The 24,322-nt window shown below is 67.5% G+C and carries 20 protein-coding genes; 8 read left to right on the top strand and 12 right to left on the bottom strand.

What is annotated here, in order from left to right; translation table 11 throughout:
- Positions 1-109: 109 nt before the first annotated feature.
- Positions 110-544, top strand: coding sequence for an MgtC/SapB family protein (locus ACMG4O_RS13550; protein WP_194855464.1), 435 nt, complete (start codon positions 110-112; stop codon positions 542-544).
- Here ACMG4O_RS13550 and ACMG4O_RS13545 read toward each other — a convergent pair.
- A complete protein-coding gene (locus ACMG4O_RS13545) occupies positions 519-1,427 on the bottom strand; it encodes a haloalkane dehalogenase (protein ID WP_370203619.1) in 909 nt (302 codons plus the stop codon). The genes ACMG4O_RS13550 and ACMG4O_RS13545 overlap by 26 nt on opposite strands.
- A gap of 80 nt (positions 1,428-1,507) precedes the next feature.
- Positions 1,508-3,313, bottom strand: coding sequence for a DNA helicase RecQ (recQ, locus tag ACMG4O_RS13540; RefSeq protein ID WP_414433954.1), 1,806 nt, complete (start codon positions 3,311-3,313; stop codon positions 1,508-1,510).
- 110 nt (positions 3,314-3,423) lie between these two features.
- On the opposite strand from recQ, the gene chrA reads away from it, so the two are divergent.
- The 4 genes from chrA to ACMG4O_RS13520 all read left to right on the top strand — a co-directional run bounded on the left by chrA (position 3,424) and on the right by ACMG4O_RS13520 (position 7,806).
- Positions 3,424-4,569 carry a chromate efflux transporter gene (gene chrA / locus ACMG4O_RS13535; protein ID WP_414433953.1) on the top strand — a complete coding sequence of 382 codons (1,146 nt, stop codon included), beginning with the start codon at positions 3,424-3,426 and terminating at the stop codon, positions 4,567-4,569.
- A 395-nt stretch (positions 4,570-4,964) separates the two neighbouring features.
- On the top strand, positions 4,965-5,606 hold the full coding sequence (locus ACMG4O_RS13530) for a TetR/AcrR family transcriptional regulator (protein ID WP_414433952.1): 642 nt from the start codon (positions 4,965-4,967) through the stop codon (positions 5,604-5,606).
- Positions 5,603-6,088 (top strand): DUF4442 domain-containing protein, encoded by a 486-nt coding sequence (locus ACMG4O_RS13525; protein WP_194855459.1) that lies wholly within the window; start codon positions 5,603-5,605, stop codon positions 6,086-6,088. Before ACMG4O_RS13530 ends, ACMG4O_RS13525 begins: the two co-directional genes overlap by 4 nt.
- Before the next feature lie 38 nt (positions 6,089-6,126).
- Positions 6,127-7,806 (top strand): acyl-CoA dehydrogenase family protein, encoded by a 1,680-nt coding sequence (locus ACMG4O_RS13520; RefSeq protein WP_335629277.1) that lies wholly within the window; start codon positions 6,127-6,129, stop codon positions 7,804-7,806.
- Between the two features lie 3 nt (positions 7,807-7,809).
- Here ACMG4O_RS13520 and ACMG4O_RS13515 read toward each other — a convergent pair whose 3' ends face one another.
- Positions 7,810-8,559 (bottom strand): ParA family protein, encoded by a 750-nt coding sequence (locus tag ACMG4O_RS13515; RefSeq protein WP_142948709.1) that lies wholly within the window; start codon positions 8,557-8,559, stop codon positions 7,810-7,812.
- Between the two features lie 151 nt (positions 8,560-8,710).
- Between ACMG4O_RS13515 and ACMG4O_RS13510 the strand changes: the two genes are divergently transcribed.
- On the top strand, positions 8,711-9,730 hold the full coding sequence (locus tag ACMG4O_RS13510) for a DUF4062 domain-containing protein (protein WP_255442422.1): 1,020 nt from the start codon (positions 8,711-8,713) through the stop codon (positions 9,728-9,730).
- Between the two features lie 69 nt (positions 9,731-9,799).
- Here ACMG4O_RS13510 and ACMG4O_RS13505 read toward each other — a convergent pair whose 3' ends face one another.
- Positions 9,800-11,512, bottom strand: a complete 1,713-nt coding sequence (locus ACMG4O_RS13505; protein ID WP_414433951.1) for a proline--tRNA ligase — start codon at positions 11,510-11,512, stop codon at positions 9,800-9,802.
- A gap of 157 nt (positions 11,513-11,669) precedes the next feature.
- Here ACMG4O_RS13505 and ACMG4O_RS13500 point away from each other — a divergent pair, with 157 nt between their 5' ends.
- Positions 11,670-12,080, top strand: a complete 411-nt coding sequence (locus ACMG4O_RS13500) for a PaaI family thioesterase (protein ID WP_335629280.1) — start codon at positions 11,670-11,672, stop codon at positions 12,078-12,080.
- 170 nt (positions 12,081-12,250) lie between these two features.
- Here the strand turns inward: ACMG4O_RS13500 and ACMG4O_RS13495 are convergent, their stop codons facing one another.
- The 8 genes from ACMG4O_RS13495 to ACMG4O_RS13460 all read right to left on the bottom strand — a co-directional run bounded on the left by ACMG4O_RS13495 (position 12,251) and on the right by ACMG4O_RS13460 (position 22,144).
- On the bottom strand, positions 12,251-15,715 hold the full coding sequence (locus tag ACMG4O_RS13495; protein ID WP_414433950.1) for a translocation/assembly module TamB domain-containing protein: 3,465 nt from the start codon (positions 15,713-15,715) through the stop codon (positions 12,251-12,253).
- Positions 15,712-17,481 carry an autotransporter assembly complex protein TamA gene (locus ACMG4O_RS13490; protein ID WP_370183345.1) on the bottom strand — a complete coding sequence of 590 codons (1,770 nt, stop codon included), beginning with the start codon at positions 17,479-17,481 and terminating at the stop codon, positions 15,712-15,714. Before ACMG4O_RS13490 ends, ACMG4O_RS13495 begins: the two co-directional genes overlap by 4 nt.
- 84 nt (positions 17,482-17,565) lie before the next feature.
- A complete protein-coding gene (locus tag ACMG4O_RS13485; protein WP_414433949.1) occupies positions 17,566-18,117 on the bottom strand; it encodes a response regulator transcription factor in 552 nt (183 codons plus the stop codon).
- Positions 18,107-19,291 carry a sensor histidine kinase gene (locus tag ACMG4O_RS13480; RefSeq protein ID WP_414433948.1) on the bottom strand — a complete coding sequence of 395 codons (1,185 nt, stop codon included), beginning with the start codon at positions 19,289-19,291 and terminating at the stop codon, positions 18,107-18,109. The genes ACMG4O_RS13485 and ACMG4O_RS13480 overlap by 11 nt, the downstream gene beginning before the upstream one ends.
- 58 nt (positions 19,292-19,349) lie before the next feature.
- Positions 19,350-19,970: a class I SAM-dependent methyltransferase gene (locus ACMG4O_RS13475; protein ID WP_414433947.1), complete on the bottom strand. Its 621-nt coding sequence runs from the start codon at positions 19,968-19,970 to the stop codon at positions 19,350-19,352.
- Between the two features lie 20 nt (positions 19,971-19,990).
- Positions 19,991-21,235 carry a hypothetical protein gene (locus ACMG4O_RS13470; protein WP_194855453.1) on the bottom strand — a complete coding sequence of 415 codons (1,245 nt, stop codon included), beginning with the start codon at positions 21,233-21,235 and terminating at the stop codon, positions 19,991-19,993.
- A gap of 142 nt (positions 21,236-21,377) precedes the next feature.
- Complete coding sequence (locus tag ACMG4O_RS13465) at positions 21,378-21,671, bottom strand: PA4642 family protein (protein WP_194855452.1); 294 nt, start codon at positions 21,669-21,671, stop codon at positions 21,378-21,380.
- Positions 21,672-21,847: 176 nt separating this feature from the next.
- Positions 21,848-22,144, bottom strand: a complete 297-nt coding sequence (locus ACMG4O_RS13460; RefSeq protein WP_370184957.1) for an HU family DNA-binding protein — start codon at positions 22,142-22,144, stop codon at positions 21,848-21,850.
- A gap of 389 nt (positions 22,145-22,533) precedes the next feature.
- Here ACMG4O_RS13460 and aspS point away from each other — a divergent pair, with 389 nt between their 5' ends.
- Positions 22,534-24,297: an aspartate--tRNA ligase gene (gene aspS / locus ACMG4O_RS13455; RefSeq protein WP_142948699.1), complete on the top strand. Its 1,764-nt coding sequence runs from the start codon at positions 22,534-22,536 to the stop codon at positions 24,295-24,297.
- Positions 24,298-24,322 lie beyond the last annotated feature (25 nt).

The following is a 24,322-nucleotide window of genomic DNA, read 5'->3' as shown; positions in this document are numbered from 1 at the left end:
TTTTCCCCATAAATAATAAATAAAACCCGGGGAAACCATGCGTGACGAAAGCGTCAAGCTTATAACGGTATAGTGAATTTTATTTGAAGGGCGACTTTGAAGGACGGCTATGGACACCCTCGATTGGCATCAGATACTGACTCACCTGATACAGCTCGGCATGGCGTTCCTGATCGCGCTGCCGGTGGCCTGGAACCGGGAGCACCGGGCCGAAGGGGCCGGGCTGCGCACCTTCCCGCTGGTGGCGGTGGCCGCTTGCGGCTACATGCTGGTGGGGCTGCAGATGTTCGGCGGTGACGACGGCGCCCAGGCGCGGGTGATGTACGGCATTATCACCGGCATGGGCTTTATCGGCGGCGGCGCCATTCTCAAGGAAGGCGCCAATGTCACCGGTACCGCCACGGCCGCCAGCATGTGGAATACCGGGGCCATTGGCGTGTCAGTGGCGTTCAACCGTTACGAGATCGCCATCGTGCTGTCGCTGATCAACTTTTTGATCCTGCAGTTCGCCTCGCCGATCAAGCGTCGCGTGCGAGGTCAGTAAGCACCCGGGCCAGGGCTTCGCCCTGGTCTTCCTGCAGGAAGTGGCCGCCGTTCTCGATGGTGGTGTGCGGCTGGCCCTGGCAACCGGGAATCAGCTTGCGCAGCACCGCGTCGGCGCCGGCGGTGATCGGGTCCTTGTCGCTGAAGGCGGTGATGAACGGCTTGTCGAACGCCATCAGCGATTGCCAGGCTTCACGGTTCTCGGCGGCGCCCGGCGCGTCCGGGCGGTCCGGCACCAGCGCCGGGAACTGGCGGGCACCGGCCTTGTAGCGCTCCTCCGGGAAGGGGGCGTCGTAGGCGGCCAGCACCGCCGCCGGCAGCTCCGTGGTGGTGGCGCCCTGGATGATCATGCTGACCGGAAACTCGGGCACCGTCTGCGAGAAGTCCCGCCACTTGCGGAACGCCTCGCCGGGATCGTGCTCGCCGTCCGGCAGGAAGGTATTGGCGGCGATCACCCGGGCAAAGCGCTCGGGGTGATTGCCCACCAGGCGCAGCCCGATCAGGCCGCCCCAGTCCTGGCAGATCAGGGTGATGTCGCGCAGGTCCAGGTGATCCAGCAGCAGGCTGCGCACCCAGCCCACGTGCCGGTTGTAGGTGTAGTCCTCGCGGTTCACCGGCTTGTCCGAGCGGCCGAAGCCGATCAGGTCCGGCGCGATCACACGGTAGCCGGCGGCCACCACCGGCTCGATCATGTGCCGGTAAAGGTAACTCCAGGACGGCTCGCCGTGCAGCATCAACACCACCGGAGCGTCGCGCTCGCCTTCGTCCAGGTAATGCATGCGCATCTCGTGGCCTTCGCCGTCGTCGACCTGGGCGTAGTGGGGCGCCCAGGGATAGCCGGGCAGGTTCTCGAAACAGGTGTCCGGGGTGCGCAGATAGTCCATGGTGCCGCTCGCGTCGAAAAAGGAGGCATTTACCGTAAGTCCGGACTTTCGATGGCGCAATGACCCTTTCTTCCAGCGGGTCAGGAGGCGGCGTCGGTGTGCTCTTCGAGGACGGCCAGGAAGGCGTCGCCGTAGGCTTCCAGCTTGCGGTCGCCGACGCCGCTGACGGCGGCCATCTCATAGCGGTCGCGGGGACGCAGGGCGAGCATGTCCATCAGGGTGGCGTCGTGGAAGATCACATAGGGCGGCACGCCTTCCTCCTCCGCCAGCTGCTTGCGGCGGGCGCGCAGCGCCTCCCAGAGCTGGCGGTCCGCTTCCGCCACCTGCGGCTTGCTGCGGCGGGTGCGCTCGGCGGATTTGGCCGCGTCCTTGCGCAGATGCAGCGGCACTTCACCGCGCAGGTAGGGGCGGCAGGTTTCGGTGAGCTTGAGGGCGCCGTAGCCGTCCGCGTCCACGGCGAGCAGGCCGCGCGCCACCAGTTGCCGGTAGATGGCGCGCCACTGGCTGGCGGAGAACTCGCCGCCGATGTTCCAGGTGGAGACGTGGTCGTGGCCGGCGGCGGCCACTTTGTCGCTGCGGTTGCCGGTGAGCACGTCCACCAGATGGTTGACGCCGAAACGCTGGCCGGTGCGGAACACACAGCTGAGCGCCTTTTGCGACGCTTCGGTGGCGTCGAAGGTCTGCGGCGGGTTCAGGCAGGTGTCGCAGTTGCCGCACGGCTGCTCCAGGTTTTCGCCGAAGTAGTGCAGCAGCGCCTGACGGCGGCAGTGGGTGACTTCGCAGAGCCCCAGCATCGCTTCCAGGCGCTGGTGTTCGTGGCGTTTGAACTGCTCGTTGCCTTCCGACTGCGCCAGCATCTGCTTGTGGCGGATGGCGTCTTCCAGGCCGTAGGCCATCCAGGCGGTGGCGGGCTCGCCGTCACGGCCGGCGCGGCCGGTCTCCTGGTAGTAGGCTTCGATGCTTTTCGGCAGATCCAGGTGGGCGACGAAGCGCACGTCCGGTTTGTCGATGCCCATGCCGAACGCCACCGTGGCCACCATCACCAGGCCGTCCTCGCGCAAAAAGCGCTGTTGGTGGTCGGCGCGCATCGCGCCGCTCAGGCCGGCGTGGTAGGGCAGGGCGGGGATGCCCTGGTCGGTGAGCCACTGGGCGGTCTGGTCCACCTTGTTGCGCGACAGGCAGTAGACGATGCCCGCCTCGCCGGCGTGTTCGGCGCGCAGCAGGCGCAGCAGTTGTTTGCGGGCGCCGTCCTTGCGTTCGATGCGGTACTGGATATTGGGCCGGTCGAAGCTGGACACATAGTGGCGCGCGCCGGTGAGGTCCAGGCGCTCGGCGATTTCCGTGCGGGTGCGCGGGTCCGCGGTGGCGGTGAGCGCGATGCGCGGCACCTTGGGGAATTCACGGTGCAACAGGGAGAGCTGCAGATAGTCGCTGCGGAAGTCGTGGCCCCATTGCGACACGCAGTGGGCCTCGTCGATGGCGAACAGCGCCAGCGGCGACTGATGCAGCAGCTCCAGGGTGCGCGGCTGGATCAGCCGTTCCGGCGCCACATAGAGAAGGTCCAGCTCGCCGTTGCGTACCTGCTGCTGCAGGGACTGGCTCTGCTCGGCGCTGAGCGTGGAATTCAGGAAGGCGGCGCGCACCCCCAGCGCATTGAGCGCGCTGACCTGATCCTGCATCAGCGCGATCAGCGGGCTCACCACCACGCCCACGCCGTCGCGCACCAGCGACGGGATCTGGTAGCACAGGGATTTACCGCCGCCGGTGGGCATCAGCACCAGGGCGTCGTCGCCGTCGATCAGGTTGTCGATGATGGCGCGTTGTTCGCCACGGAAGTCGTGATAACCGAAGACGTGCTGTAAAACGGAGAGGGCGTCGCGTTGCATGGCGGCGAGTATACCCGCCCGCCGCCACACTGACATCCGGCTGACACCCTTTTCCGTTATTGTCGCCCCCTGTTTTAAGATCGGGCTTTCGTCGGTTTAAGAGAATGGCTATGAGATTCGGGAAGGTATTCTGGGAATTCCTGTGGCTGGGCTGTATCAGCTTCGGTGGTCCCGCCGCCCATGTGGGCTATTTCCACCGCCGCTTCGTGGTGCGGCTGGGCTGGCTGGACGAGGCCACCTACGCCCGTCTGCTGGCCCTGACACAGTTTCTGCCCGGGCCGGCGTCCAGCCAGCTCGGTTTCGCCATCGGCCGTCACCGGGGCGGGCTGGCCGGCGGCGTTGCGGCTTTCCTGGGATTCACCCTGCCGTCTTTCCTGATCATGGTGATGGTGGCCCTGTACGCCACCCGGCTGCCCGAGGCCTGGCTGAACGGCCTGGTCAGCGGCCTGAAATGGCTGGCGGTGGTGGTGGTGGCCGATGCGGTGCTGAACCTGGGCGGCAAATTCTGCCGCGACCGCTTCACCCGTGGCGTGGCCCTGGCCACGGCGGTGATGCTGTGGCTGTTCCCCGGCGTCGGTGTGCAGTTGCTGGCGTTGCTGGTGGCGGCGCTGATCGGCCGCCACTGGCTGAAGCCCTCGGCGGCGCCGGAGGACGCGGGCGCCGGCGAAAGCCGGGTGGCCTGGCTGCCGTTCGGCCTGTTCGCCGCCGTCTGGCTGCTGCTGTGGCTGATCGGCGGCGGCACCCTGGGCGGGCTGGCCCGGGACTTCTACAGCGCCGGGGCGCTGGTGTTCGGCGGCGGCCATGTGGTGTTGCCGCTGCTGGAAGGCTTTGTCGGCGACGCCATGAGCCAGGACCAGTTCCTCACCGGCTACGCCACCGCCCAGGCGGTGCCCGGGCCGATGTTCTCACTGGCCGCCTATCTGGGCGCGCAGCTGGCGCCGGCCAGCCCGTGGCTGGGGGCCGGCGTGGCCACCCTGGCCATCTTCCTGCCCGGCTTCCTGCTGGTGCTGGCGCTCAGCGACGCCTGGCGCGCCCTGGCGGCCCGGCCCGCCATGGCCGGCGCGGTGGCCGGCATCAACGCGGCGGTGGTCGGTCTGCTGCTGGCGGCCCTGTATCAGCCGGTGTTCCTGTCGGCGGTGGCCGGCCCCCGCGACCTGGCCCTGGTGGTGCTCGGGTTCCTGGCCTTGCGGTCGGGGCGGGTGCCGTTGCTGGTCCTGGTGGTGGCGATGGCCGCCCTCGGGTTGGTGTTGCACTAGGCTGACCCTTGTGGGAGCGGGCTTGTGGGAGCGGGCCCTGCCCGCGAAAGGGTGGCTTTAGCCACCCGGCAGGATTCCAGAGGCTTCTCCCTCCAGAAAGCCCGCACCGGGATAGGGTGTGCCCGTCCAGGACACGCCACGAGTACATCCCTGTAGGCTCGGCGTTTGGCCATCCCTGGCCAAACACGGTCCTGGACGGGCACACCCGATCCCGGCGCTCCTTGGAAGATTCCAAGCTCCCCCTACCTGGAGGGCCCGGCGGTGTTATGCCCCGTGGCGGTTCCGCTGCACCGCGTCTCGGATACGGAGCACCGATAGCGCCCTTGCCTGAAGATCGGAACCGTGATTCAATCCTTGAAAGGCTGGAATCAGGATTCCGATCATGGCGAACGCGAATGGCGTATAGAGAGACGGCGCAGGTCAAGGCGCGCAAGGCGGCGCAGCGCGAGGCGTTGCTGCGCACCGCCGAGACCCTGGTGCGCGACGGTGGCTTCGCCGCCATGACCATGCAGACGGTGGCGGACCGCGCCGGCGTGGGCGTCGGCACGCTTTACCGCTATTTCGATAATAAGGCGACCCTGGCGGCGGCGGTGTTCGCGGTGGCCACCCAGCGGGAAGTGGACGCGGTGGACCGGGCGCTGGCCGGCGGCGGCAATGCCTCGGCGCGGCTGGAGCGGGCGTTGCGGCTGTTCGCCCGCCGGGCGCTGGCGGCGCCGCGGCTGGCCTGGGCGCTGATCGCCGAGCCGGTGGAGCCGGAGGTGGACGCCGAGCGGTTGCGCTATCGCGCCGCCTACGCGGCCCTGTACCAGCGGGTGCTGGACCAGGGCGTGGCGGCCGGTGAGCTGCCGCCGCAGTCCACGGCGCTGGCGGCGGCGGCCCTGGTGGGCGCCATTGCCGAGGCGCTGGTGGGGCCGCTGGCGGCGCCCCTGAATGATGCCGGCCTGGCCGATCACCTGGCGGCGTTTTGTTTGCGGGCGGTGGGCGTGGCCGGTGCCGCGTCCGTGCCCGGGTCCGGCGATACGGAGAGCGCGCCATGAGCAATCCACTGAAAAAGCTGTTTTCCGGGGCCGCCGGCCTGCGCCGGGGGCTGTTGCTGTACGGGCCTTTCCTGGGCGCCGGCGTGCGGGTCGAGGAACTGAGCGCGGATTTCCGCCGGGTGCGCGTGTCCATGGGCATGCACTGGTACAACCGCAACTATGTGGGCACCCACTTCGGCGGCAGCCTGTACAGCATGACGGACCCGTTCTACATGCTGATGCTGATGAACAACCTGGGGCGCGATTACATCGTCTGGGATAAGAGCGCGACGATCGATTTTCTGCGCCCGGGCAAGGGCCGGGTGTTCGCCGAGTTCGAACTGACCCAGGCGATGATCGATGAGGTAAAGGCCGCCACCGCCGGTGGCGAAAAGTATCTGCCCACCTGGGAGGTCACCGTGCGCGACGGCGCCGGCGAGGCCGTGGCCCGGGTGGAGAAAGTCCTCTATGTGCGGCGCAAAGCCGGGGAGAAACAGTCATGAACGCTCAAGAGAAAGTCATGAACGCTCAAGAGAAAGCCATGAACGCGGAACAAACCACGTCCCAATTGGACGCGTTGGCCAACACCCATGAGGTGTTCAACCAGGCCACGCCGCTGCAGGATTACAACGCCTTCCGGGGCGACACCGCGCTCTACGACGCGGTGCTGCGCGAAGGCGGCGAGCGCGGCGTCGAGGAGCTGGACCGCTACGGTTTCGAGACCACCCGCCCGGAGGTGATCGAGTGGGGCTACCAGGCCAACGCCAACAAGCCGGAGTTCGAGACCCACGACCGCTACGGCCACCGGGTGGACCAGGTCAATTACCACCCGGCCTATCACAAGCTGATGGACATGGCGACGCGGGAAGGCCTGCATTCCTCGCCCTGGACCGATCCGGGGCCGGGTGCCCAGGTGCTGCGCGCCGCCAAGTACTACATGCACGCCCAGGTGGAAGGCGGCCACGGCTGTCCGATCACCATGACCTTCGCGTCGGTGCCGAGCCTGCGGCTGACGCCGTCCCTCGCCGAGCGCTGGCTGCCCAAGGTCACCGCCCGCGGCTACGATGGCCGTAATGTCAGCCATCACGACAAACAGGCGCTGACCATCGGCATGGGCATGACCGAGAAGCAGGGCGGCTCGGACGTGCGCGCCAACACCACCCGCGCCCATCCTGTCGGTGCCGGCGGTTCCGGTGAGCTCTACGAACTGGTGGGCCACAAGTGGTTCATGTCCGCGCCGATGTGCGACGCCTTCCTGATGCTGGCCCAGTCGCCGGGCGGTCTGAGCTGTTTCCTGGTGCCGCGCTGGCGCGAGGACGGTAGCAAGAACCCGCTGCAGGTGCAGCGCCTCAAGAACAAGATGGGCAATGTCTCCAACGCCTCCTCCGAGGTGGAGTTGCGCGGCGCCCACGGCTGGATGGTCGGCGAAGAGGGCCGCGGCGTGCCGGCGATCATCGAGATGGTGGCGATGACCCGCTTCGATTGCATGATCGGCTCGTCCGGCGGCCAGCGCCAGGTGGTGGCCCAGGCGGTGCACCACGCCGCCAACCGCGCCGCCTTCGGCGAGACGCTGCTCGACCAGCCGCTGATGCGCAATGTGATCGCCGACCTGCAGCTGGAGGTGGAAGGCTCGGTGGCGATGACCCTGCGCATGGCGCGGGCCCTGGATAACCTGGACGACGAGCACGAGAAACTGTTCACCCGGCTGGGCGCCGCCGTGGGCAAATACTGGATCTGCAAGCGCACCCCACACCACGCCTACGAGGCGATGGAGTGCCTGGGCGGCAACGGCGTCACCGAGAATTTCATTCTCGCCCGGCTGTACCGGGACGCGCCGATCAACGCGATCTGGGAAGGCTCCGGCAATGTGCAGGCGCTGGATGTGCTGCGCGCCATGAACAAGAGCCCGGCGGTGGTGGACACCTGGTTCGAGGAGCTGGCCGGCGCCCAGGGCCGGAACGCCACCCTGGACAACGCTATCAACGACCTCAAGAAAGAGCTGGCCGACCCGGAGCAGATTGAGTTCCGCGCCCGCGATCTGGTGGACCGCATGGCGTTGACCATGCAGAGCGCGCTGCTGGTGAAGGCGGGTAACGACTCGGTGAGCGAGGCGTTTATCGCCGCGCGGCTGGGCGGCGGGCACACCCGCAACTACGGCAGCCTGCCGCGCGGCCTGGACATCGACACGCTGATCCGGCGCGCCAATCCGCTGGAGAGCTGACGCTTACAGCTTGAGGCGGCCGAGCACCTCGAACCAGAGCGCGCGGAACGCCTGGGCGGCCGGCGTGTAGGGGGCGAACTCGCCCACCGGGGCGCGGTGGTCGCCCATCTGCTCCACATGGGTGGAGTAGGGAATCCAGGTCTTGAGGCCGTTTTTCATCAGTGCCGGGCGCTTGACCAGCATCTGCACGTGCAGGTCCCGGCGGCGGTCCACCATGTTGAAAAACGGCACCACCTGCAGGTTCTTGATCTTCTTGCCGTCGATCCAGTCGAGCACTTGCTCGAAGGCGCGCAGGGACAGGTGGGTGGGGATCACCGGCACGAACAGGTAGTCGGCGGCGGCGAACACGCTTTCCGCCAGCGGGCTGAGTGTCGGTGGGCAGTCCAGCAGCGTCAGTTCGTAGGATTCGCCGAACGGCGCGATCAGTTCCTTGAGGCGGTTCTTGCCGCCGCCGCTTTCCGCCAGTTTGACGTCCGCGTTGCGCATGCTGATGTCGGCGGGCACCACGTCCAGGTGCGGCCAGCGGGTCTCGCGCTTGAGGCGGCCCACCGGTTGCTTGCCCTTCAACAGGCTGCCGGCTTTATAGCCCGGGTTGTCCTGGTCCACGCCCAGGTAAAAACTGGCGGCGCCTTGCGGGTCGAGATCCCAGAGCAGGGTGCGGTGTTTCCAGCGGGCCGCGTGCCAGGCCATGTTCACGGCCGTGGCTGTTTTACCCACCCCTCCTTTCAGGTTGTAAAAGGCGATGGTCTTCATGGCATCCAGGTTCCGGTTTCAGCGGTCGGACTTGGAGGCTAGCATGAAACGCGCGGATCCTCACCGGGGGGCCGGCGCCGGCTTGTGATCGGCGCGCCCAGCGGCTTTAATAGCCGGGCCTTCAACCTTCTTAACGCGGAGATCGACCAGGGTGACAGTCGAGAAACGCTATCAGGTGTTCATCAGCACCACCTACCCGGACATGCAGTCCGCGCGCCAGGCCTTGATGCTGCCGTTGCTGGATCTCGGCATGGCACCCATGAGCATGGATTTGCACAGCGCCGAAACCAACAATCTGATGCCGGTGGTGCAGCGCATGATCGACGATTGCGACTATTTCGTGATCCTGCTCGGCGGCCGCTACGGCACCCTGTCACCGCTGGGGCTCAGCTATACCCACCGTGAATACATTTTCGCCGCCACCAAGCGCAAACCGATCGTCACCTTTATTCACGACCAGCCGTTCAGCCTGCCCGCCGAGGCCCGCGAGGACAGCCGTGAAGGGCAGGTGCGGCGCGATGATTTCGCCCGGCTGCTGGAGAACAAAACCCTGGCGTTCCGCTGGCGCGACGAGCGCGAGCTGAGCGAGCAGGTGGCCAAGGTGATGCCCGATGTGATGCGCCAGCATCCCGCCGCCGGCTGGGTGAAGTCGGGCAGCGTCGAGAAAAGCGCCGGCGGTGAAACGGAACGCCTGCGCCGCCGGGTCGCCGAGCTGGAGAAGGAGCGCGAGGAATGGCTGAGCGGCCAGCGCACGCCGGCGCGGCATCTGGCGCGGGGCTCGGACCGGGTGACGCTGGACTACTCATGCAACGTGTACGAAGGCGGCGACTGCAAGGTGGCGATGGCTTCCTGTGAGCTGGACTGGAACCGGGTGTTCGCCTGTGTGGCGCCGCTGATGCTGAACCCGGTCTCGGAACCGGTGATGCAGAAAGCGCTGGAAGACTATATCGCCCGCAAGGCCCTGGACGACGTGCTGGCGGATTTCCCCAAGGCCCATGCGGTGCGCAACGTGGTGCTGGCCGGCCACGCCTTCAACCAGATCAAGGTGCACCTGCGCGCGCTGGGGCTGATCAACAAGACCTCCGACAACGACAGCCGCGGCATGCCGCTGTGGCGGCTCACCGCGCAAGGGGATACCGCCATGAGCCAGGTGATGGCCCGCCGGCGGTAGTTAAAGACGTCTCTGGAATCCTGCCGGGCGCTGCGCGCCCTTTCGCGGGCGGGGCCCGCTCCCACAGGGCTAAAGTCCCAGCTTCTTCTTGAGGAAGTCGACGATGGAGTCCGCGGGAACCTCTTCGGCTTCACCGCCGCGCCGGCTCTTGTATTCCAGCACGCCGTTGTCCAGGCCGCGCTCGGCCACCAGCACACGGTGCGGGATGCCGATCAGTTCCGCGTCGCTGAACTTCACGCCCACGCGCTCTTTTTCGCGGTCGTCGAACAGCACCTCAATGCCGGCGGCGGTAAGGTCCGCGTAGAGTTTTTCCGCCACTTCTTTTTCGCGCGGGCTCTTCTTGATGTTGAGCGGAATCAGCGACACCTGGAAGGGGGCGATGGCCTCCGGCCAGACGATGCCGTTGTCGTCGTGGTTCTGTTCGATGGCGGCGGCCACCACCCGGCTGACGCCGATGCCGTAGCAGCCCATGGGCATCACCACGGAGCGGCCGTTGTCGTCCAGCACGGTGGCGTTGAGCGCCTCGGAGTACTTGGTGCCGAGCTGGAAGATGTGGCCCACCTCGATGCCGCGCTTGATGGTCAGGGTGCCTTTGCCGTCCGGGCTCGGGTCGCCCTCCACCACGTTGCGCAGGTCGGCCACTTCCGGCAGCGCCACGTCGCGCTCCCAGTTGATGTTGAAGTAGTGCTTGCCGTCCTGGTTGGCGCCGGCGGCGAAGTCGCTCATCAGCGCCACGCTGCGGTCCACCACGCAGGGAATTGGCAGGTTCACCGGGCCGAGGGAGCCGGGGCCGGCGCCGATGGCGGCGCGGATTTCCTCTTCCTCGGCGAACGCCATCGGCGTGGCCACGGCGTCCAGTTTCTCCGCCTTGATGTCGTTGAGCTCGTGGTCGCCGCGCACCAGCAGCGCCACCAGGCCGCCTTCGCTGCCTTTCACCACCAGGGTTTTCACGGTCTTCTCGATGGGCAGATCGAACTGCTGCACCAACTGCTCGATGGTCCTGGCGTCCGGCGTGTCGGTGAGCGCCATGTCCGCGCCGGGGGCGGCACGCTCGCCGGCGGGGGCCACGGCTTCCGCCAGCTCCAAGTTGGCGGCGTAGCCGGACTGGTCGGAGAAGGCGATGTCGTCCTCGCCGGACTCGGCCAGCACATGGAATTCATGGCTGGCGGCGCCGCCGATGGCGCCGGTGTCCGCTTCCACCGGGCGGTAATCCAGGCCCAGCCGGTCGAAGATCGCGCAGTAGGCGTTGTGCATCACCTGGTAGGTTTGAGCCAGCGAGTCCATGTCGGTGTGGAAGGAGTAGGCGTCCTTCATGGTGAATTCGCGGGCACGCATGATGCCGAAGCGCGGCCGGATCTCATCACGGAACTTGGTCTGGATCTGATAGAAATTGGCCGGCAGCTGCTTGTAGCTGTGGATCTCGTTGCGCACCAGATCGGTGATCACTTCCTCGTGGGTGGGGCCCAGGCAGAAAGGGTTGTCGTGGCGATCGGTGAAGCGCAGCAGCTCGGGGCCGTAGGCGGGCGCCCGGCCGGACTCTTCCCACAGCTCCATGGGCTGCACCACCGGCATCAGCACTTCCTGGGCGCCGGCGCGGTCCATTTCCTCGCGGATAATACGCTCCACCTTGCGCAGCACGCGCAGACCGGATGGCAGCCAGGTGTACAGGCCGGAGGCCAGCTTGCGGACCATGCCGGCGCGCAGCATGAGCTGATGGCTGACCACCACCGCGTCCGCGGGGGTTTGTTTAACGGTGCCGAGCAGGTACTGGGAGGTGCGCATGAGGCGTTTCTTATTCCGTGTCAGTGGAGGGAAGCCGAATCGGGCATTCTAGTCAAACTGGGGCGGACGGGCTACCGGGCGCGGCGGTGTCATGATCCGGTGGCTTGCAGCCCGCGCCGTGCCGCTTTATGTTCCGCTTTCGTTTGGGGAGAGATGCATGCTGACAGCAAAACAAGTGGAAGCGCTGATCCGCGGCGGCCTGCCGGCGGCGGCGGAGCAGGGCGTGGTGGTGGAGTCCGTGGGCGAGAACCGGGCGCGGGTGCGCTACCGGTTCACGGAGTCGATGATCCGCCCCGGCGGCACCGTGTCCGGCCCCACCCTGATGAGCCTGGCGGACGCCGCCATGTACGCCGCCATTCTCGCCAACCTGGACGGCCAGGAAATGGCCGTGACCCAGAACCTCAACATCAACTTCCTCAGCAAGCCCGGCCAGGCCGACCTGATCGGCGACGCCGAAATCCTCCGCCTGGGCCGCCGCTCCGCCATGCTCGAAGTGCGCCTCTACAGCGACGGCAACGACGTGATGGTCGCGCACGTCACCGGCACGTACGCGATCCCGCGCAGTTAACAGTTAAGAGTTAACAGTGAACAGTGAACAGTGAACAGCTGCGCGAGCGGAGGCTCGCGCAGCTTCAAGCCAGGAAGCCGCGACTAGGCTTTGAGCGCGGCCTCGGCGCCACACGACCCACCCACCCCAACCCGCGAACTATTAACTGTTAACTATTCACTATTAACTGCTCATTCCAGTTCTTTTTCCCAGATCAGGTCGATGGCTTGGGATTTGCTGCTGGATTGCGCTTCCAGGTGCAGCTGGCGGGTCAGGGTGTAGCGCAGCATGACGGTGGAGATGGCGTCGAACAGGCCCACCGCGTAGGTCAGGTAGAGGCGGTCGGAGATCTGTTTGCCGAGCATCAGGGCGGCGTCGGAGGTTTCCCAGTCGCTGCCGATGGAGATTTCGTCCAGCCCCAGGGTGTCGCCGATCTTGTCGGTGACGCCGCTGCCTTTTTGCAGACCGTAGAGCGCCAGCGCCTGGGCCACCTGGGCGGAATCGCTTTGCGAGCCCCGGCTCAAGGAGCGGCCGGTAACCAGATAGGACATGGCCTCGCTTTCTTCCAGGCTGGGGTCGGAGAAGACGCGCGCGTCCGGTTCCTGCAGGGTGCCGGACAGCTGCACCCCCACCACCAGGTTTTCGCTGGGTATCTTGCGCACCGCGCGGATATCCAGCCCCGGGTTGTCGGGCTGGCCCTGGAACAGCAAGCGGCCGTTTTCGATCAGCAGGTTCTGGCCGTAGGCGCGGTAGCGGCCCTCGGTGATGATCAGCTCGCCGTTGAGCTGGGCCGGCTGGCCGGGCTGCTGGCTGACACGCAGCTCGCCGGTGAGGGTGGCGCGCAGCCCGAACCCTTCGAAGCGCACCTGGTCGCCCAGGGTGACGGTGACGCCCATGGCGAACGGCAGCGGCGTGGTCTCCTCGGCGCGGGCGTCCACCAGCACCTGGTCCTCGCTGACGGTGACCGCGCTCTCGGGCAGTTCGCGGGGTTTCAGGTCGGCCTCCGGCACGTTCAGGGTGCCGCTCAGATTCAGGCCGTCACCGTCGCCTTTGAGGGCGAGATCCGGCGAAACGTAGACCTTGGCGTCGGCGCGGTCGGCGACCCGCAGGCGCTCGCCGCGCGCCCACAGGTCCATCGCCAGCGGTGAGCGGGTGGGGGTCCAGGTGCCGCCCAGTTCCAGGGTGCCGTCGCCCAGCCGGGCGCTGCCGTCCAGATTGAGGGTGCCGGAGGCGTCGCCGGTCACCGCCAGGCGAACGCTTTCCGCGCTGATGCCCAGGTCGGGCACCGTGGCGCGGCCGTCGAGCAGCGCGATCTCCCCGTCCAGCCTGGGGCCGGCCGGAGTACCGCCCAGGTTCAGATCGCCCTGCACCCGGCCTTGCAGCTCACCGACCCGGGGCAGCAACGGCGCCAGGTCGTCCAGGCGCGGGATGTCCAGGCGCAGCCGGCCGCTCATCGGCGCGTCCAGGCTCAGGCCGCTTTCCACCCGGGCGTGCACTTCGCCCTGGTCGGCCACCACCAGATCCAGCTGCTGATCGAGACGGTCGTTGTCCAGGTTGCCGGTGAGCGCCGCTTGCTGGAACACCAGGGTCAGCGGCGGCTCGGCGCCGACGAAGCGGGTGGAGGCGTCTTCCAGGCTCAGCGACCACTGGCCCCGGGGCCGGTCGACGCGGCCGCCGAAGGTGGCGTCGGCGCGCAGGCGGCCGTCCAGTTTGACGCCGTCGCCGAGCCAGGGGTTGGCCAGCGCCAGGGGCAGGTCGCGGACTTCCAGATTAGCGTCGATGCTGCCGTTGGCGGCGTGGTCGCCCGCCAGGCATAAGCGGCCCGGGTCGTCGCGGCTCTGCAGGCAGAGGTTGTCCAGGGATTGGCGGTCGGCGCCCAGGGTAAAGGGCACCGGCTCCGACAGGGTCCAGACGCCCAGTTGTCGCTCCTGCAGTCGCCAGTCGAGCAGGCGCCCGGACCAGACCAGGTCACCGTTGAGGCCGGCCTGGGCGGTGAGCGCGGTGGCGGCGCCGTCGTTCTCCACCGCCACCTGCAGGCGGTGGTCGCCGCGCCGGCCTTCCACATCGGCGTCCAGGCGCGCCACCCGGGTCTCGCCGTTCTGGCTCAGCGCCCGCCCCTCCAGCGCCAGGCTCATGGGCGTGTCGCCGGCGTTGAGGTCCTGGAAGCGGGCGCTCAGGGTGTCCAGCCGCCAGTCCTGGTAGCCCAGGGCGTCACCGTTGGCGGTGCCGCTCAGCCGGGGCGCGTCGAGCGGGCCGCGCAGGCGCCAGTCCGCCCGCAGGCGGCCCCGCGCCGGGCCGTACCAGCGTGTCAGCCGTTCGATGTTGAGGGTGCCGTCCAGGTTCAGGCTGTCGCCCACTTGCCCGCGGGCGCTGAGGCGGTCCGCGCCCCAGCGGCCGTCCAGGGTGACCGTCAGATCGCCGCCGGTGTCCTGGCGGGCCTGGCCGTTCAGGGCCACCGGGTCGCCCTGCAGGGTGCCGGTGAGCGACAGCGGGTCGGCGTTCAGGGCCCAGTCGTCGGCGCCACGCCAATGGCCCCGGGTGCGCGCCTTCAGGGTCAGATCGCCGGGCCAGGCCGGCGCCAGGGTCGCCGGGTTCAGGTGTTGCCCTTGGGCGTCCAGGTCCCAGGCCAGGCCGTCCTGGTAATCCAGGCGGCCGCTCAGTGTCAGGCTCTGGCCGTCGTTCTTCAGGCTCAGGGTGTCCAGGGTCAGGCCGTCGAGGCCGGCGTCGCCGAGCAGGGTCACGGCCAGCGGCCGGCCGTCAGCGGTGAGGGTGGTTTGCCCCTGCAGACGGACGCGGTCCAGGGTGCCCTTGGTGGTGAGCTCGCCTTCGCCCAGGCGCGCCGGCACCGGGGTCTCCACCGGCAGGGGTTGCGCCGGCCAATGATGGCGCAGGTCCAGGTGCACCTGACCGTCCCGGTAGCCCAGCTCGCCCTCGGTGATCAGTTGCGCCGGCGCCGAGAGTGTGTGTTCCACCCGGAGGTTTTCCGGTGTGCCCTCGATCCGCAGCCGACCGGCGGTTTGCGGCACCGCGTCCGGCGCCGCCGGGCGCCGCCAGTCCAGCTCGCCGCGCAGATCATAGGGGGCGCTTAACGGGCCGCTGAGATTGGCGTGCAGGCGGGTGTCGGCCACGCTCAGGGCGACGCGGGGCAGGTTGAGCTTGCGCCAGGCGGCCAGCTCGCGGGCCTCGATGCGGTCGATGTGCAGCGGTGCTTCGCCGGCCAGGGTGAAGCGGCCCACCGACAGGGTTTCGATGCGCACGCCCAGGGGCAGTGTCAGGTTGTCCGGCAGCTCGAAGGGCGGCGCGTCCGGTTCCTCCGGCACCCCCGCCGGCAGCGTCAGGGTCACCTGTTCGGCGCGCACAGCCTGGATCACCAGCCAGCCGCCGAGCAGCTCGCCGGGGGCCAGTTCCAGGTGCAGGTCGTTCAACGCCACGGCCAGGGTTTGCTCGGCGTCGCCCTGACGGTAGTTGAGTGCGCCCACGTCGACACCGGAGAGCAGGTTGCCGCGCCACTCCTCCACGCTCAGTTCGCCGGGCAGATAGGGTCCGGCCCGGTCCAGCAGCCAGAGATTGCCGGCCCGGGTGCCGAGCAGCGCCAGCAGGGCGCCGATCAGCAGCAACGGGATCAGCAGCAGGCCGATCAGCAGGGCGCGCTTCACAGGTCCGGCCCCATGCTCAGGTGCAGCCGCCATTGCCGGCCTTCTTCGATGCCGCGCGCGAAGTCCACGCGGATCGGGCCCAGCGGCGAGCGCCAGCGCACCCCGAAGCCGGCGCTGCGGCGGATTTCGTAGTCGTCGAAATTGTTGAAGGCGTTACCGGCGTCGGTGAACACCGCCAGGCTCCACTGTTCGCTGATCGGGTGGTCGTACTCCAGGCTGCCGACCAGCAGGTGGCGGCCGCCGATCACTTCGCCGTCGTTGTCCACCGGGCCCAGGGATTCGTAGGCGAAGCCGCGCACGCTGGCGTCGCCGCCGGCGAAGAAGCGGATCGAGGCGGGCAGTTCGGTGACGTCGGAAACCTCGGTGTAGCCCACTTCGCCGCGGGTGATGACCCGGCCGCCGAACAGCGGAAAGATCAGCTTGCTCCAGCCGTCGAACTGGGTGAACGACGCCGACGAGGCCAGCGCCTTGTGGGCGCCGCTGACCTTGCCGCCCAGCCGCCAGCCGAAGCGCGGATAGATCGGGTCGTCGTATTCCACCCGGCTGAGCTGGAAGCCGGGGATCACCAGCTCCACCTGGTCGAGCTGGTCGGCCACGGTGTAGGTCTCGCGCAGGTATTCCAGCGAGGTGGTGGCCACCCAGTCGGAGTCGAGTTTGATGATGTAGTCGGCGCTGGTACTGAAAATCTCGCTGTCGCTGGTGTCGGTCTCTTCATTCACATAGCGGGTGCGCAGCTCGATTTTTTCGTTGATCGGGTCGCGCAGCGGGATGGTGTAGCCGGCGCCCACGCCCTGACGCACGCTGGAGAGCTCGGTTTCCACCCGCGCGGTGTGGCCGGCGGCGTTGACGCGGCGGTTCTCCACGCCCAGCCGCAGGCGCGGGCCGGTGTCGGTGCTGACACCGACGCCGGCCAGCAGCGCCCATTCGTTGCGCGGGTTGAAGTGGATGCTCACATCGATGGTCCGGCTGTCCGCGTCCGGCTCGCCGCGGTCCAGCCGCACCGCGCTGAAATAGCCGGCGCCCAGGTAGGCCTGCTGGGTGGCGAGCAGCTTGTCGTTGCTGAACGGCTCGCCGCTGTCGAACTGCAGATAGGCGCGGCGCAGCCGTTCGTTGATCTGGTCGTCGCCGGTCAGGGTGATCTCGCCGAAGCGATAGCGCGGGCCGCTGTCCACGTGCAGCACCACCCGCGCTTCACGGCGGTCCCGGTCCACCTCCAGACGGTGGCGGGTGACGCTGCCCTCGGCGTAACCCCGGTTGATCAATAACTGCTGGAGCGACTGCTTGAGGCGGCTGTAGCGGTCGTGGCGCAGCCGCTGCCCCTGTTCCAGGCCGGCGTTGTCGATGGTGCGCTGGAACGCCGGGTCGCCGGCGGCGTCGCCGTTGAGGGTGATGTCCAGGGCGCTGATGCGGGTGGGCTCGCCGGGGTCGACCGTGAGGGTGAGGGCGAAGCAGCGCTCATCATCGGCGTCGCGCCATTGCGGCGTTAACACCGGCTGGTAAAAGCCCAGTGCCTGCAGGGCGGCGCGGCTGTTGTCGCGTACCTGGCGCTGGATCAGGGCTTTCTGGCCGGGGCCGGGGCGGCAGGGGTAACGGCTCAGGTCGATCAGGGTGCGAAGGTTGGCCTCGACGCCTTCCGGCCATTCCCGGTCGCCGGCGGTCTTCAGGGTCAGTTCCGGGGCCGGGTCGGCGCTGACCCGGCCAGGCATCGCCGAGGCCGTGAGGATGGCCAGGACCGCCAGGGTTGCGAGGCTGTAACGGCTGCTCATCGGCGCCCTTGTGATTCCTGGAATAAGACACCGCATTGTGGTCAACCTGGTGCACCGGGGGAAGTGTTTCGCGTAATAACGGTGTTAACGATCGCGCTGGAAGTGGCTCGGGCTGGGGCGCTTTTTCAACCGGCGCTGCAGGGTGCGGCGGTGGATGCCGAGGGCCTCCGCCGCTCTGGATATATTGCCGTCGTGGGCGTCAAGAACCCGTTGGATGTGCTCCCATTCCAGACGCTGCAGGGACGGCGGCACTTCGGGGAGATCGCCGGTGTCGGCGGGGTCGCGGCCCAGGGCGTCGAGGATTTCGCCGGCGCTGGCCGGTTTGGTGAGGTAATTGTGGGCGCCGCGCCGGGTGGCGGCCACCGCCGCCGGGATGCTGCCGTAGCCGGTCAGCACCAGCACCCGGCAGTGCGGGAAGCGCGCCAGCAGCGGCTGGATCAGATCCAGGCCGTTGTCGTTGCCGAGATTCTGGTCGAGCACCGCCGCGTCCAGGGTGGCGAGCCTGGCCAGCAGCGCGTGCGCCTGTTGCAGATCGGCGGCATGGTGCACCTCGATGCCGTGGCGGGCGAACGCGCGCCGGGTCTGCTCGGCGAGCAGGGCGTCGTCTTCAAGCAGCAGCAGGAATTCAGGCGTCATGCTCGCTCCATTCGATGCGCGCCTGGCTCCACTGGCGCTCGAAACGCAGGGTCAGAGTCGCGCCCAGTGCCGCCAGGGTGCTTTCCACCAGCGCCAGGCCCACGCCCAGGCCCTCTTCCTCGCGGCGTTCCGGGTGGTCGGGGCCGTCGTCGCTCACCTGCAGCAGCCAGCCGCCGCCGGGCAGCGCCGCCAGCCGCACGTCGAGGCGTTCCGCGCCGGCGTCGATGGCGTTGTAACCGAGATTGGCCAGCACCCGGAACCAGGCCGCGCCGTCATTGAAACACTGCCCTTCGGGGCCGCTCACCGACAGGGCCAGCGTCGGGTGCAGGTGGCGCAGATGATCCCGCACCCGTTCCATCAGCGTCCGGTAGGCGGGCCGCTCCGGCAGGCTGTCCGCGTCCGCGTTGCGCAGCCGGGCGGCGACGCGCCGGGCCAGGGCCTCGATCTGCGCCAGATCGTCGCGGGTGCTTTGCGGAAGCCCCGGTTCCCGGGCGGCGTTGTCGGCCAGCATCACCAGGCTGCTGAGCGGGGTGTTCAGTTCGTGGGCCTGATGGGCCAGGGTCGCCGCCACCTGGTAGAGCCGTTCACGGCGGCCGGCCAGTTCCAGCAGCCGGTCGTGCTGACGCTGTTGCTGGCGGGCCAGGCTCTGGATCACCTGGCCCAGGGCGGTCAGCAACAGCGCCAGGGCGACGAAGACCACGCCCATGCCGAGACCGTGGGTGTGGCTCAGCTCCCGGGTCAGGGCGTGCAGGGTGGAATGCGCCGGCGGGGCGCTGTGCCACAGGGTGGCCAGCAGGTATCCACCCAGCGTCACCACCAGCAGCCAGAGCGCGGCGCCGCGCCCCAGGGTCAGGGCGCCGAGCAGCAGCGGCACCAGCAGATAGAACGACAACGGGTTACCGGCGCCGCCCAGTTGCTGCAGCAGGCCGACGAAGATCACCACGTCCAGGGTCAGTTCCAGGGCCAGCAGGCGCTGCTGCCGGCGGGTATTGAGGCTGGCCAGGGCGATCAGGTTGGGCAGCAGCAGCGCCGCCAGCCACAGCAGCGGCTCCAGGCTGGCGGGGGCGCGCGCGATTTGCTGCAGCACCAGCAGGGCCAGCGCCAGGCACAGTACCAGCAGGCTGCGCAGGCCGATCAGCCGGCGGCGCCAGACGCGTTGCAGGGTTGAGTTCATGGGCGCGGATTGTACCCCCGGTGGGCGGGGAACGGCAGGTGGCGTTTTGCCGCGCCGGTCAGTCGGCGCGCCGGGCGCTGCCTTGCAGCAGCTCGGCCATCAGCCCGGGCAGTTTGCGGTGGCGGAAAACCCGCGTGTCGCTGAGGTCGAAGCCGGCGTCGCGCAGGGTATCCGGGGTGGGGCGGGTGAGATGACAGCCGCAGGCCAGATGATGCCAGAGCGGGTCCACCCGCCGTTGCCAGCGCAAGGTGCGTGGGCGACCGCTGGCGATGTGTTCCAGCAACAGAAGACGCCCGCCCGGGGCCAGCACCCGGTGCATCTCGCGGGCGGCCAGCTCGGGCTCTGGAATGGTGCAGAACACCAGGCAGGCGACCACGGTGTCGAAGTGGCCGTCCGGGTAGGGCAGCCGGCGGGCGTCACCCTGTAGCAGGTGCAGCGGTTGGCGGATGCCGGCTTCCCGCGCGCGGCGGCGGGCCAGCGCCAGCATCGCCGCCTCCGGCTCCAGGCCGTGGATCTCGCTGACGGCGTCGCCGTAGAGGGCGAGATTGGCGCCGGTGCCGATGCCCAGCTCCAGCACGCGGCCGCGGGCGCCATGCAGGAGGCGCTGGCGGTCGCGGTAGAGCGGGCGGGTGGCCCAGTCCAGCAGCTTCGGGAACAGACGGTCCTGGTACCAGCGCATGGGGCTCCTTGTTGTGGCGGCTATTGCCGCTCGGGCAGTACGTAGTCGTCCGGGTTTTCCAGCATGTCGGTGGTCAGGGGCCCGGAGATCACGCTGGTCAGGTTGCGGTCGGTGTGCTTGCTGAAGGTGCGCCGGGCCTTCTCGAACAGCCGGAAGCTGCGGAAGTTGAGCGCGTACAGGCGCACTTCGCGCAGCCGCTGGTAAGAGTACATCACATCCAGCGCGTCCATGGAGAACTGCGGCTTGAGCTGCATGGCGGTCTCCAGGTGGCTGATCGCCTCGTTGAGGTCCCGCTTGCGGTTCATGTAGATCAGCGCGTTGGCGTACTCGTAGTGGACGATGGGAATGTCCGGGGCCAGCGTCAGCGCCTCGTCGAAGGAGTCCTGGACCGTGGTGGTGCGCGCGCCGTAGGTCATGCGGCCGGTGAACTTGCCCACCCGGCGCATGATGCCGGCGTCCACGCCGGCCAGGAAGGCGTGGCCGAGCGGGTGGTCGGGCATGATCTCCAGGACCCGTTCCGCGTTGTTCTTGATCTTGCTGATATAGCGGCGGGCGACAATGATCGGCACCGGCGATTCCTCGGCGATGCGGGCGATGGCGTAGGCGTAACCGAGGCGCACCACGGCCACCACCGGCTCCATTTCCGGGTCGTCCTCGGCGGGCTCCATCAGGTCGAAGTAGCGCTCGGTGCGGTTGGCCATGTCCTGCAGCATCATGTATTTGACGCTTTGCCGGTCGGCCAGATAGATGGCGTAAAGCAGCTGCGAGAACAGCGCCGGGATCTCGCCGATGGGGCCCAGTTCCAGGCCCAGGCGGCGGGCGGTCTGGAAGTTACCGGCGAAGAAGTGGCGCCAGACGTTGACGTAGCGGCCCTCCAGGCTCTGGAAGTCGCCGTCGAAATCCTCCAGGCCGTCGCGCAGGAAGGGGTACTTTTCAAATTGCCGGCGCAGGTAGTCCGCGGACGGGTAGGGCATGCGCAAGCCGCGCATCAGGTAGTCCCATTTTTCGCGGATTTCGGCGTCGGTGTAGGTGAAGTAGGCGCGGTTGTAGGGGACCTCGTTCCAGGGCTCGATGAAGATGCGCTCATCGACCGGGATGTTCTCCATCTCCAGCTCTTCCTGGGTGACCTGCTCTTCCTCGTCGATCAGCAGGGCCGGGTCGATATCCGGGGTTTTCTGTGCCTGCAGTCCCAGGCTGGTCAGGCACAATACGATCAGCAGGGGCCAGCGCCATCCCGCGCGGCCTCGGTGAAACTCCACTTTCATGACGATGCTCTTCTTTTTTATCTGGACGTCGCCGGCAGGGCCGGCATGGCTCGGGCAAACCAAAAAGGAAGCCGAACCTTGCCATGGGAAGAGCGGGTCGAACAAGAATTCACCAGCCGGGGGTGGGCGGCTCTACGGTCAGTCAGCCGCCGGCTTTTTCCAGGATGGCGACGAAGGGTTCGCTTTTACCGTGGCCGCGGACGATATCCAGCAGCGTGCGCCCCCGGTCGTCGGTGGCGCGGATATCGCGGTTCTGCGCCTGGAAGAACGCCACGAAGCGTTCGAAATCCTCCGCGCGCAGGGCGCGGTAGGCCTTGAGCAGGACGTGGAAGTCCGGGTTCTCGCCTTCTTCCGGCGGGAAGTCCAGGAACACCTTGATCTGTTCGTCGGTCATCGGCTCGCCGACTACCTTCTTTTTGTCTTTGCGCTCTGCCATTCACCACCTCTGACGTTGTCTGCTTGCGCGGCGCGCGCGGCTCGGCGTCACCGGCCGGGTTTCCAGGGGCGGGGATTATAGGGTCTAAAGCTCCGGGGGGCGAGGAGGGGCGTGAACAGGGGGGCGGGGACGCTCCGGACCGGCGACCGCGCCGGCCCGGAGGGCGGGACGCGGACTTACTGAGCCATGTCCTTGAGCTTTTTCAGTGGCCGTACTTTGACCACGGTGCGAGCGGGTTTGGCGGCGAAGGTGGTTTCCTGGCCGGTGAACGGGTTGATGCCCTTGCGAGCCTTGGTGGCCGGCTTCTTCTGGGTCACTGCCTTGAACAGACCGGGAAGGGTGAACTGGCCGGCGCCGCGCTTCTTCAGATGACCTTCCATGATATCGGTCAGCTCATCGAAAACGCTGTTCACGTCTTTCTTGGTGAGGCCGGTGGAATCGCTGATCTGAGCGATGATTTGGGATTTGGTCATCGGATCGGCGATGGCCTTCACCCGACGCGTGGTGGTTGCCGTGGCGGCCTTCTTTGCCGCTTTTTTCTTTGCAGCCATAGGATTGCTTACCCCTTTTGTTGGTGACTTCCTGGAATAAAGAAACTGCGTGTCCCTGTCAGGGCACCCCTGTACTGCGGCCTCAGAGGCACGACTGATACAGTGCGCATCCAGTTATATGCCATGGATATGCGCGGTACAAGGCGTGCAGCCCCTATTTTTTGTGTGTTTCGGCACCGAATCGACGTTCTCGGCGGTCAGGCCGGCAAGGGTTAGCAGGCCCAACCCCGAATCGCTATACTAGGCCGCCTTTTCAGCCACCCAGGCCGTCCCGACGGCGGCTTCATCGGATTCAGGAACGGACAGAACACATGCGAAGCCATTATTGCGGTGATTTGCGAGCCTCCCACGACGGGGAAACAGTGCGGTTGTGCGGTTGGGTTCACCGCCGCCGCGACCACGGCGGGGTGATCTTCCTCGACCTGCGCGACCGCACCGGCCTGGTGCAGGTGGTGTTCGACCCGGACACCGAGGAGGCCTTTGCCCTGGCCGACAAGGTACGCGGCGAATACGTGCTGCAGCTTGAGGGCCGGGTGCGCCTGCGCGACGAGTCGGTGCGCAACCCGCGCATGGACACCGGCGACATCGAGGTGCTGGGCCTGTCGCTGACCATCCTCAACGAAGCCCAGACGCCGCCGTTCGAGCTGGACGAGTACTCCGCCGCCGGCGAGGAAGTGCGGCTCAAGTACCGCTACCTGGACCTGCGCCGCCCGGAAGCCCTGAAGCGCTTCCAGTTCCGCTCGCGGCTCACCCACGCGGTGCGCGCCCACCTGGAAGGCCAGGGGTTCATGGACGTGGAAACGCCGATCCTGACCCGCGCCACCCCGGAGGGCGCCCGCGACTATCTGGTGCCCAGCCGCACCCACCCGGGCAGCTTCTTCGCGCTGCCGCAGTCGCCGCAGCTGTTCAAGCAGCTGCTGATGGTGGCCGGCTTCGACCGCTACTATCAGATTGCCAAGTGTTTCCGCGACGAGGACCTGCGCGCCGACCGTCAGCCGGAGTTCACCCAGATCGACCTGGAGGCGTCCTTCGTGGAGGAGGACGACATCATGGCGATCACCGAGTCGATGGTGAAAAGCGTGTTCAAGGACATGCTCGACGTGGACCTGCCCGCCTTCCCGCGCATGACCTATGAAGAGGCCATGCGCCGCTACGGCTCCGACAAGCCGGACCTGCGCGTGCCGCTGGAGCTGATCGACATCGCCGATCTGATGGACGGCGTGGAGTTCAAGGTGTTCGCCGGCCCGGCCAAGGACCCGAAAGGCCGCGTGGTGGCCATGAAGGTGCCTGGCGGCGGCGATCTGTCGCGCAAGGAAATCGACGAGTACACCAAGTTCGTGGGCATCTACGGCGCCAAGGGCCTGGCCTATATCAAGGTCAATGACCTGGACGCCGGCGCCGAGGGGCTGCAGTCACCGATCCTCAAGTTCCTCACCGAGGACGCCATCCAGGGCATCCTCAAGCGCACCGAGGCGGCCACCGGCGACCTGATCTTCTTCGGCGCCGACAAGGCCAAGGTGGTCAACGAGGCGATCGGCGCGCTGCGCGTCAAGGTGGGCCACGAGCGCGGCCTGGCGCAGGGCGACTGGGCACCGCTGTGGGTGGTGGACTTCCCCATGTTCGAGGAAGAGGACGGCCGTTACTACGCGCTGCACCATCCGTTCACCATGCCCAAGTGCAATCCCGAGGAGCTCAAGAGCAACCCGGAAGGCGCCCTGTCCCGGGCCTACGACATGGTGCTCAACGGCACCGAACTGGGCGGCGGCTCGATCCGTATTCACCGCCCGGACATGCAGCGCAGCGTGTTCGAGGCGCTCGGGATCAGCGACCAGGAAGCGGACGAGAAATTCGGCTTCCTGCTGGACGGCCTCAAGTACGGCGCGCCGCCGCACGGCGGCCTGGCGTTCGGTCTCGACCGGATGGTGATGCTGATGACCGGCGGCGATTCCATCCGCGATGTGATCGCCTTCCCGAAAACCCAGACCGCCGCCTGCCTGATGACCAACGCGCCGTCGCCGGTGGATAATCAGCAGCTGCGCGAAGTGGGCGTGGCGGTACGCAAAGAAGAGCAATGAGATAACGCGGACAGGTTAGGAGACA

The sequence above is a fragment of the Alloalcanivorax venustensis genome, from assembly GCF_047495515.1.
Lineage (GTDB): Bacteria > Pseudomonadota > Gammaproteobacteria > Pseudomonadales > Alcanivoracaceae > Alloalcanivorax > Alloalcanivorax venustensis.
The sequence above is the reverse complement of the archived record's forward strand: the minus strand, read 5'-3'. Positions and strand labels throughout refer to the sequence as shown.

Bases quoted from the DNA above. Each gene is read 5' to 3' on its own strand.
- ACMG4O_RS13480 (WP_414433948.1), bottom strand. From the start codon at position 19,291: ATGAACTCAACCCTGCAACGCGTCTGGCGCCGCCGGCTGATCGGCCTG.
- ACMG4O_RS13505 (WP_414433951.1), bottom strand. From the start codon at position 11,512: ATGCGCACCTCCCAGTACCTGCTCGGCACCGTTAAACAAACCCCCGCG.
- ACMG4O_RS13490 (WP_370183345.1), bottom strand. From the start codon at position 17,481: ATGAGCAGCCGTTACAGCCTCGCAACCCTGGCGGTCCTGGCCATCCTC.
- chrA (WP_414433953.1), top strand. From the start codon at position 3,424: ATGAGATTCGGGAAGGTATTCTGGGAATTCCTGTGGCTGGGCTGTATC.
- ACMG4O_RS13550 (WP_194855464.1), top strand. From the start codon at position 110: ATGGACACCCTCGATTGGCATCAGATACTGACTCACCTGATACAGCTC.
- ACMG4O_RS13470 (WP_194855453.1), bottom strand. From the start codon at position 21,235: ATGAAAGTGGAGTTTCACCGAGGCCGCGCGGGATGGCGCTGGCCCCTG.
- recQ (WP_414433954.1), bottom strand. From the start codon at position 3,313: ATGCAACGCGACGCCCTCTCCGTTTTACAGCACGTCTTCGGTTATCAC.
- ACMG4O_RS13545 (WP_370203619.1), bottom strand. From the start codon at position 1,427: ATGGACTATCTGCGCACCCCGGACACCTGTTTCGAGAACCTGCCCGGC.
- aspS (WP_142948699.1), top strand. From the start codon at position 22,534: ATGCGAAGCCATTATTGCGGTGATTTGCGAGCCTCCCACGACGGGGAA.
- ACMG4O_RS13525 (WP_194855459.1), top strand. From the start codon at position 5,603: ATGAGCAATCCACTGAAAAAGCTGTTTTCCGGGGCCGCCGGCCTGCGC.
- ACMG4O_RS13475 (WP_414433947.1), bottom strand. From the start codon at position 19,970: ATGCGCTGGTACCAGGACCGTCTGTTCCCGAAGCTGCTGGACTGGGCC.
- ACMG4O_RS13460 (WP_370184957.1), bottom strand. From the start codon at position 22,144: ATGACCAAATCCCAAATCATCGCTCAGATCAGCGATTCCACCGGCCTC.
- ACMG4O_RS13465 (WP_194855452.1), bottom strand. From the start codon at position 21,671: ATGGCAGAGCGCAAAGACAAAAAGAAGGTAGTCGGCGAGCCGATGACC.
- ACMG4O_RS13515 (WP_142948709.1), bottom strand. From the start codon at position 8,559: ATGAAGACCATCGCCTTTTACAACCTGAAAGGAGGGGTGGGTAAAACA.
- ACMG4O_RS13485 (WP_414433949.1), bottom strand. From the start codon at position 18,117: ATGACGCCTGAATTCCTGCTGCTGCTTGAAGACGACGCCCTGCTCGCC.
- ACMG4O_RS13520 (WP_335629277.1), top strand. From the start codon at position 6,127: ATGAACGCGGAACAAACCACGTCCCAATTGGACGCGTTGGCCAACACC.
- ACMG4O_RS13500 (WP_335629280.1), top strand. From the start codon at position 11,670: ATGCTGACAGCAAAACAAGTGGAAGCGCTGATCCGCGGCGGCCTGCCG.
- ACMG4O_RS13530 (WP_414433952.1), top strand. From the start codon at position 4,965: ATGGCGTATAGAGAGACGGCGCAGGTCAAGGCGCGCAAGGCGGCGCAG.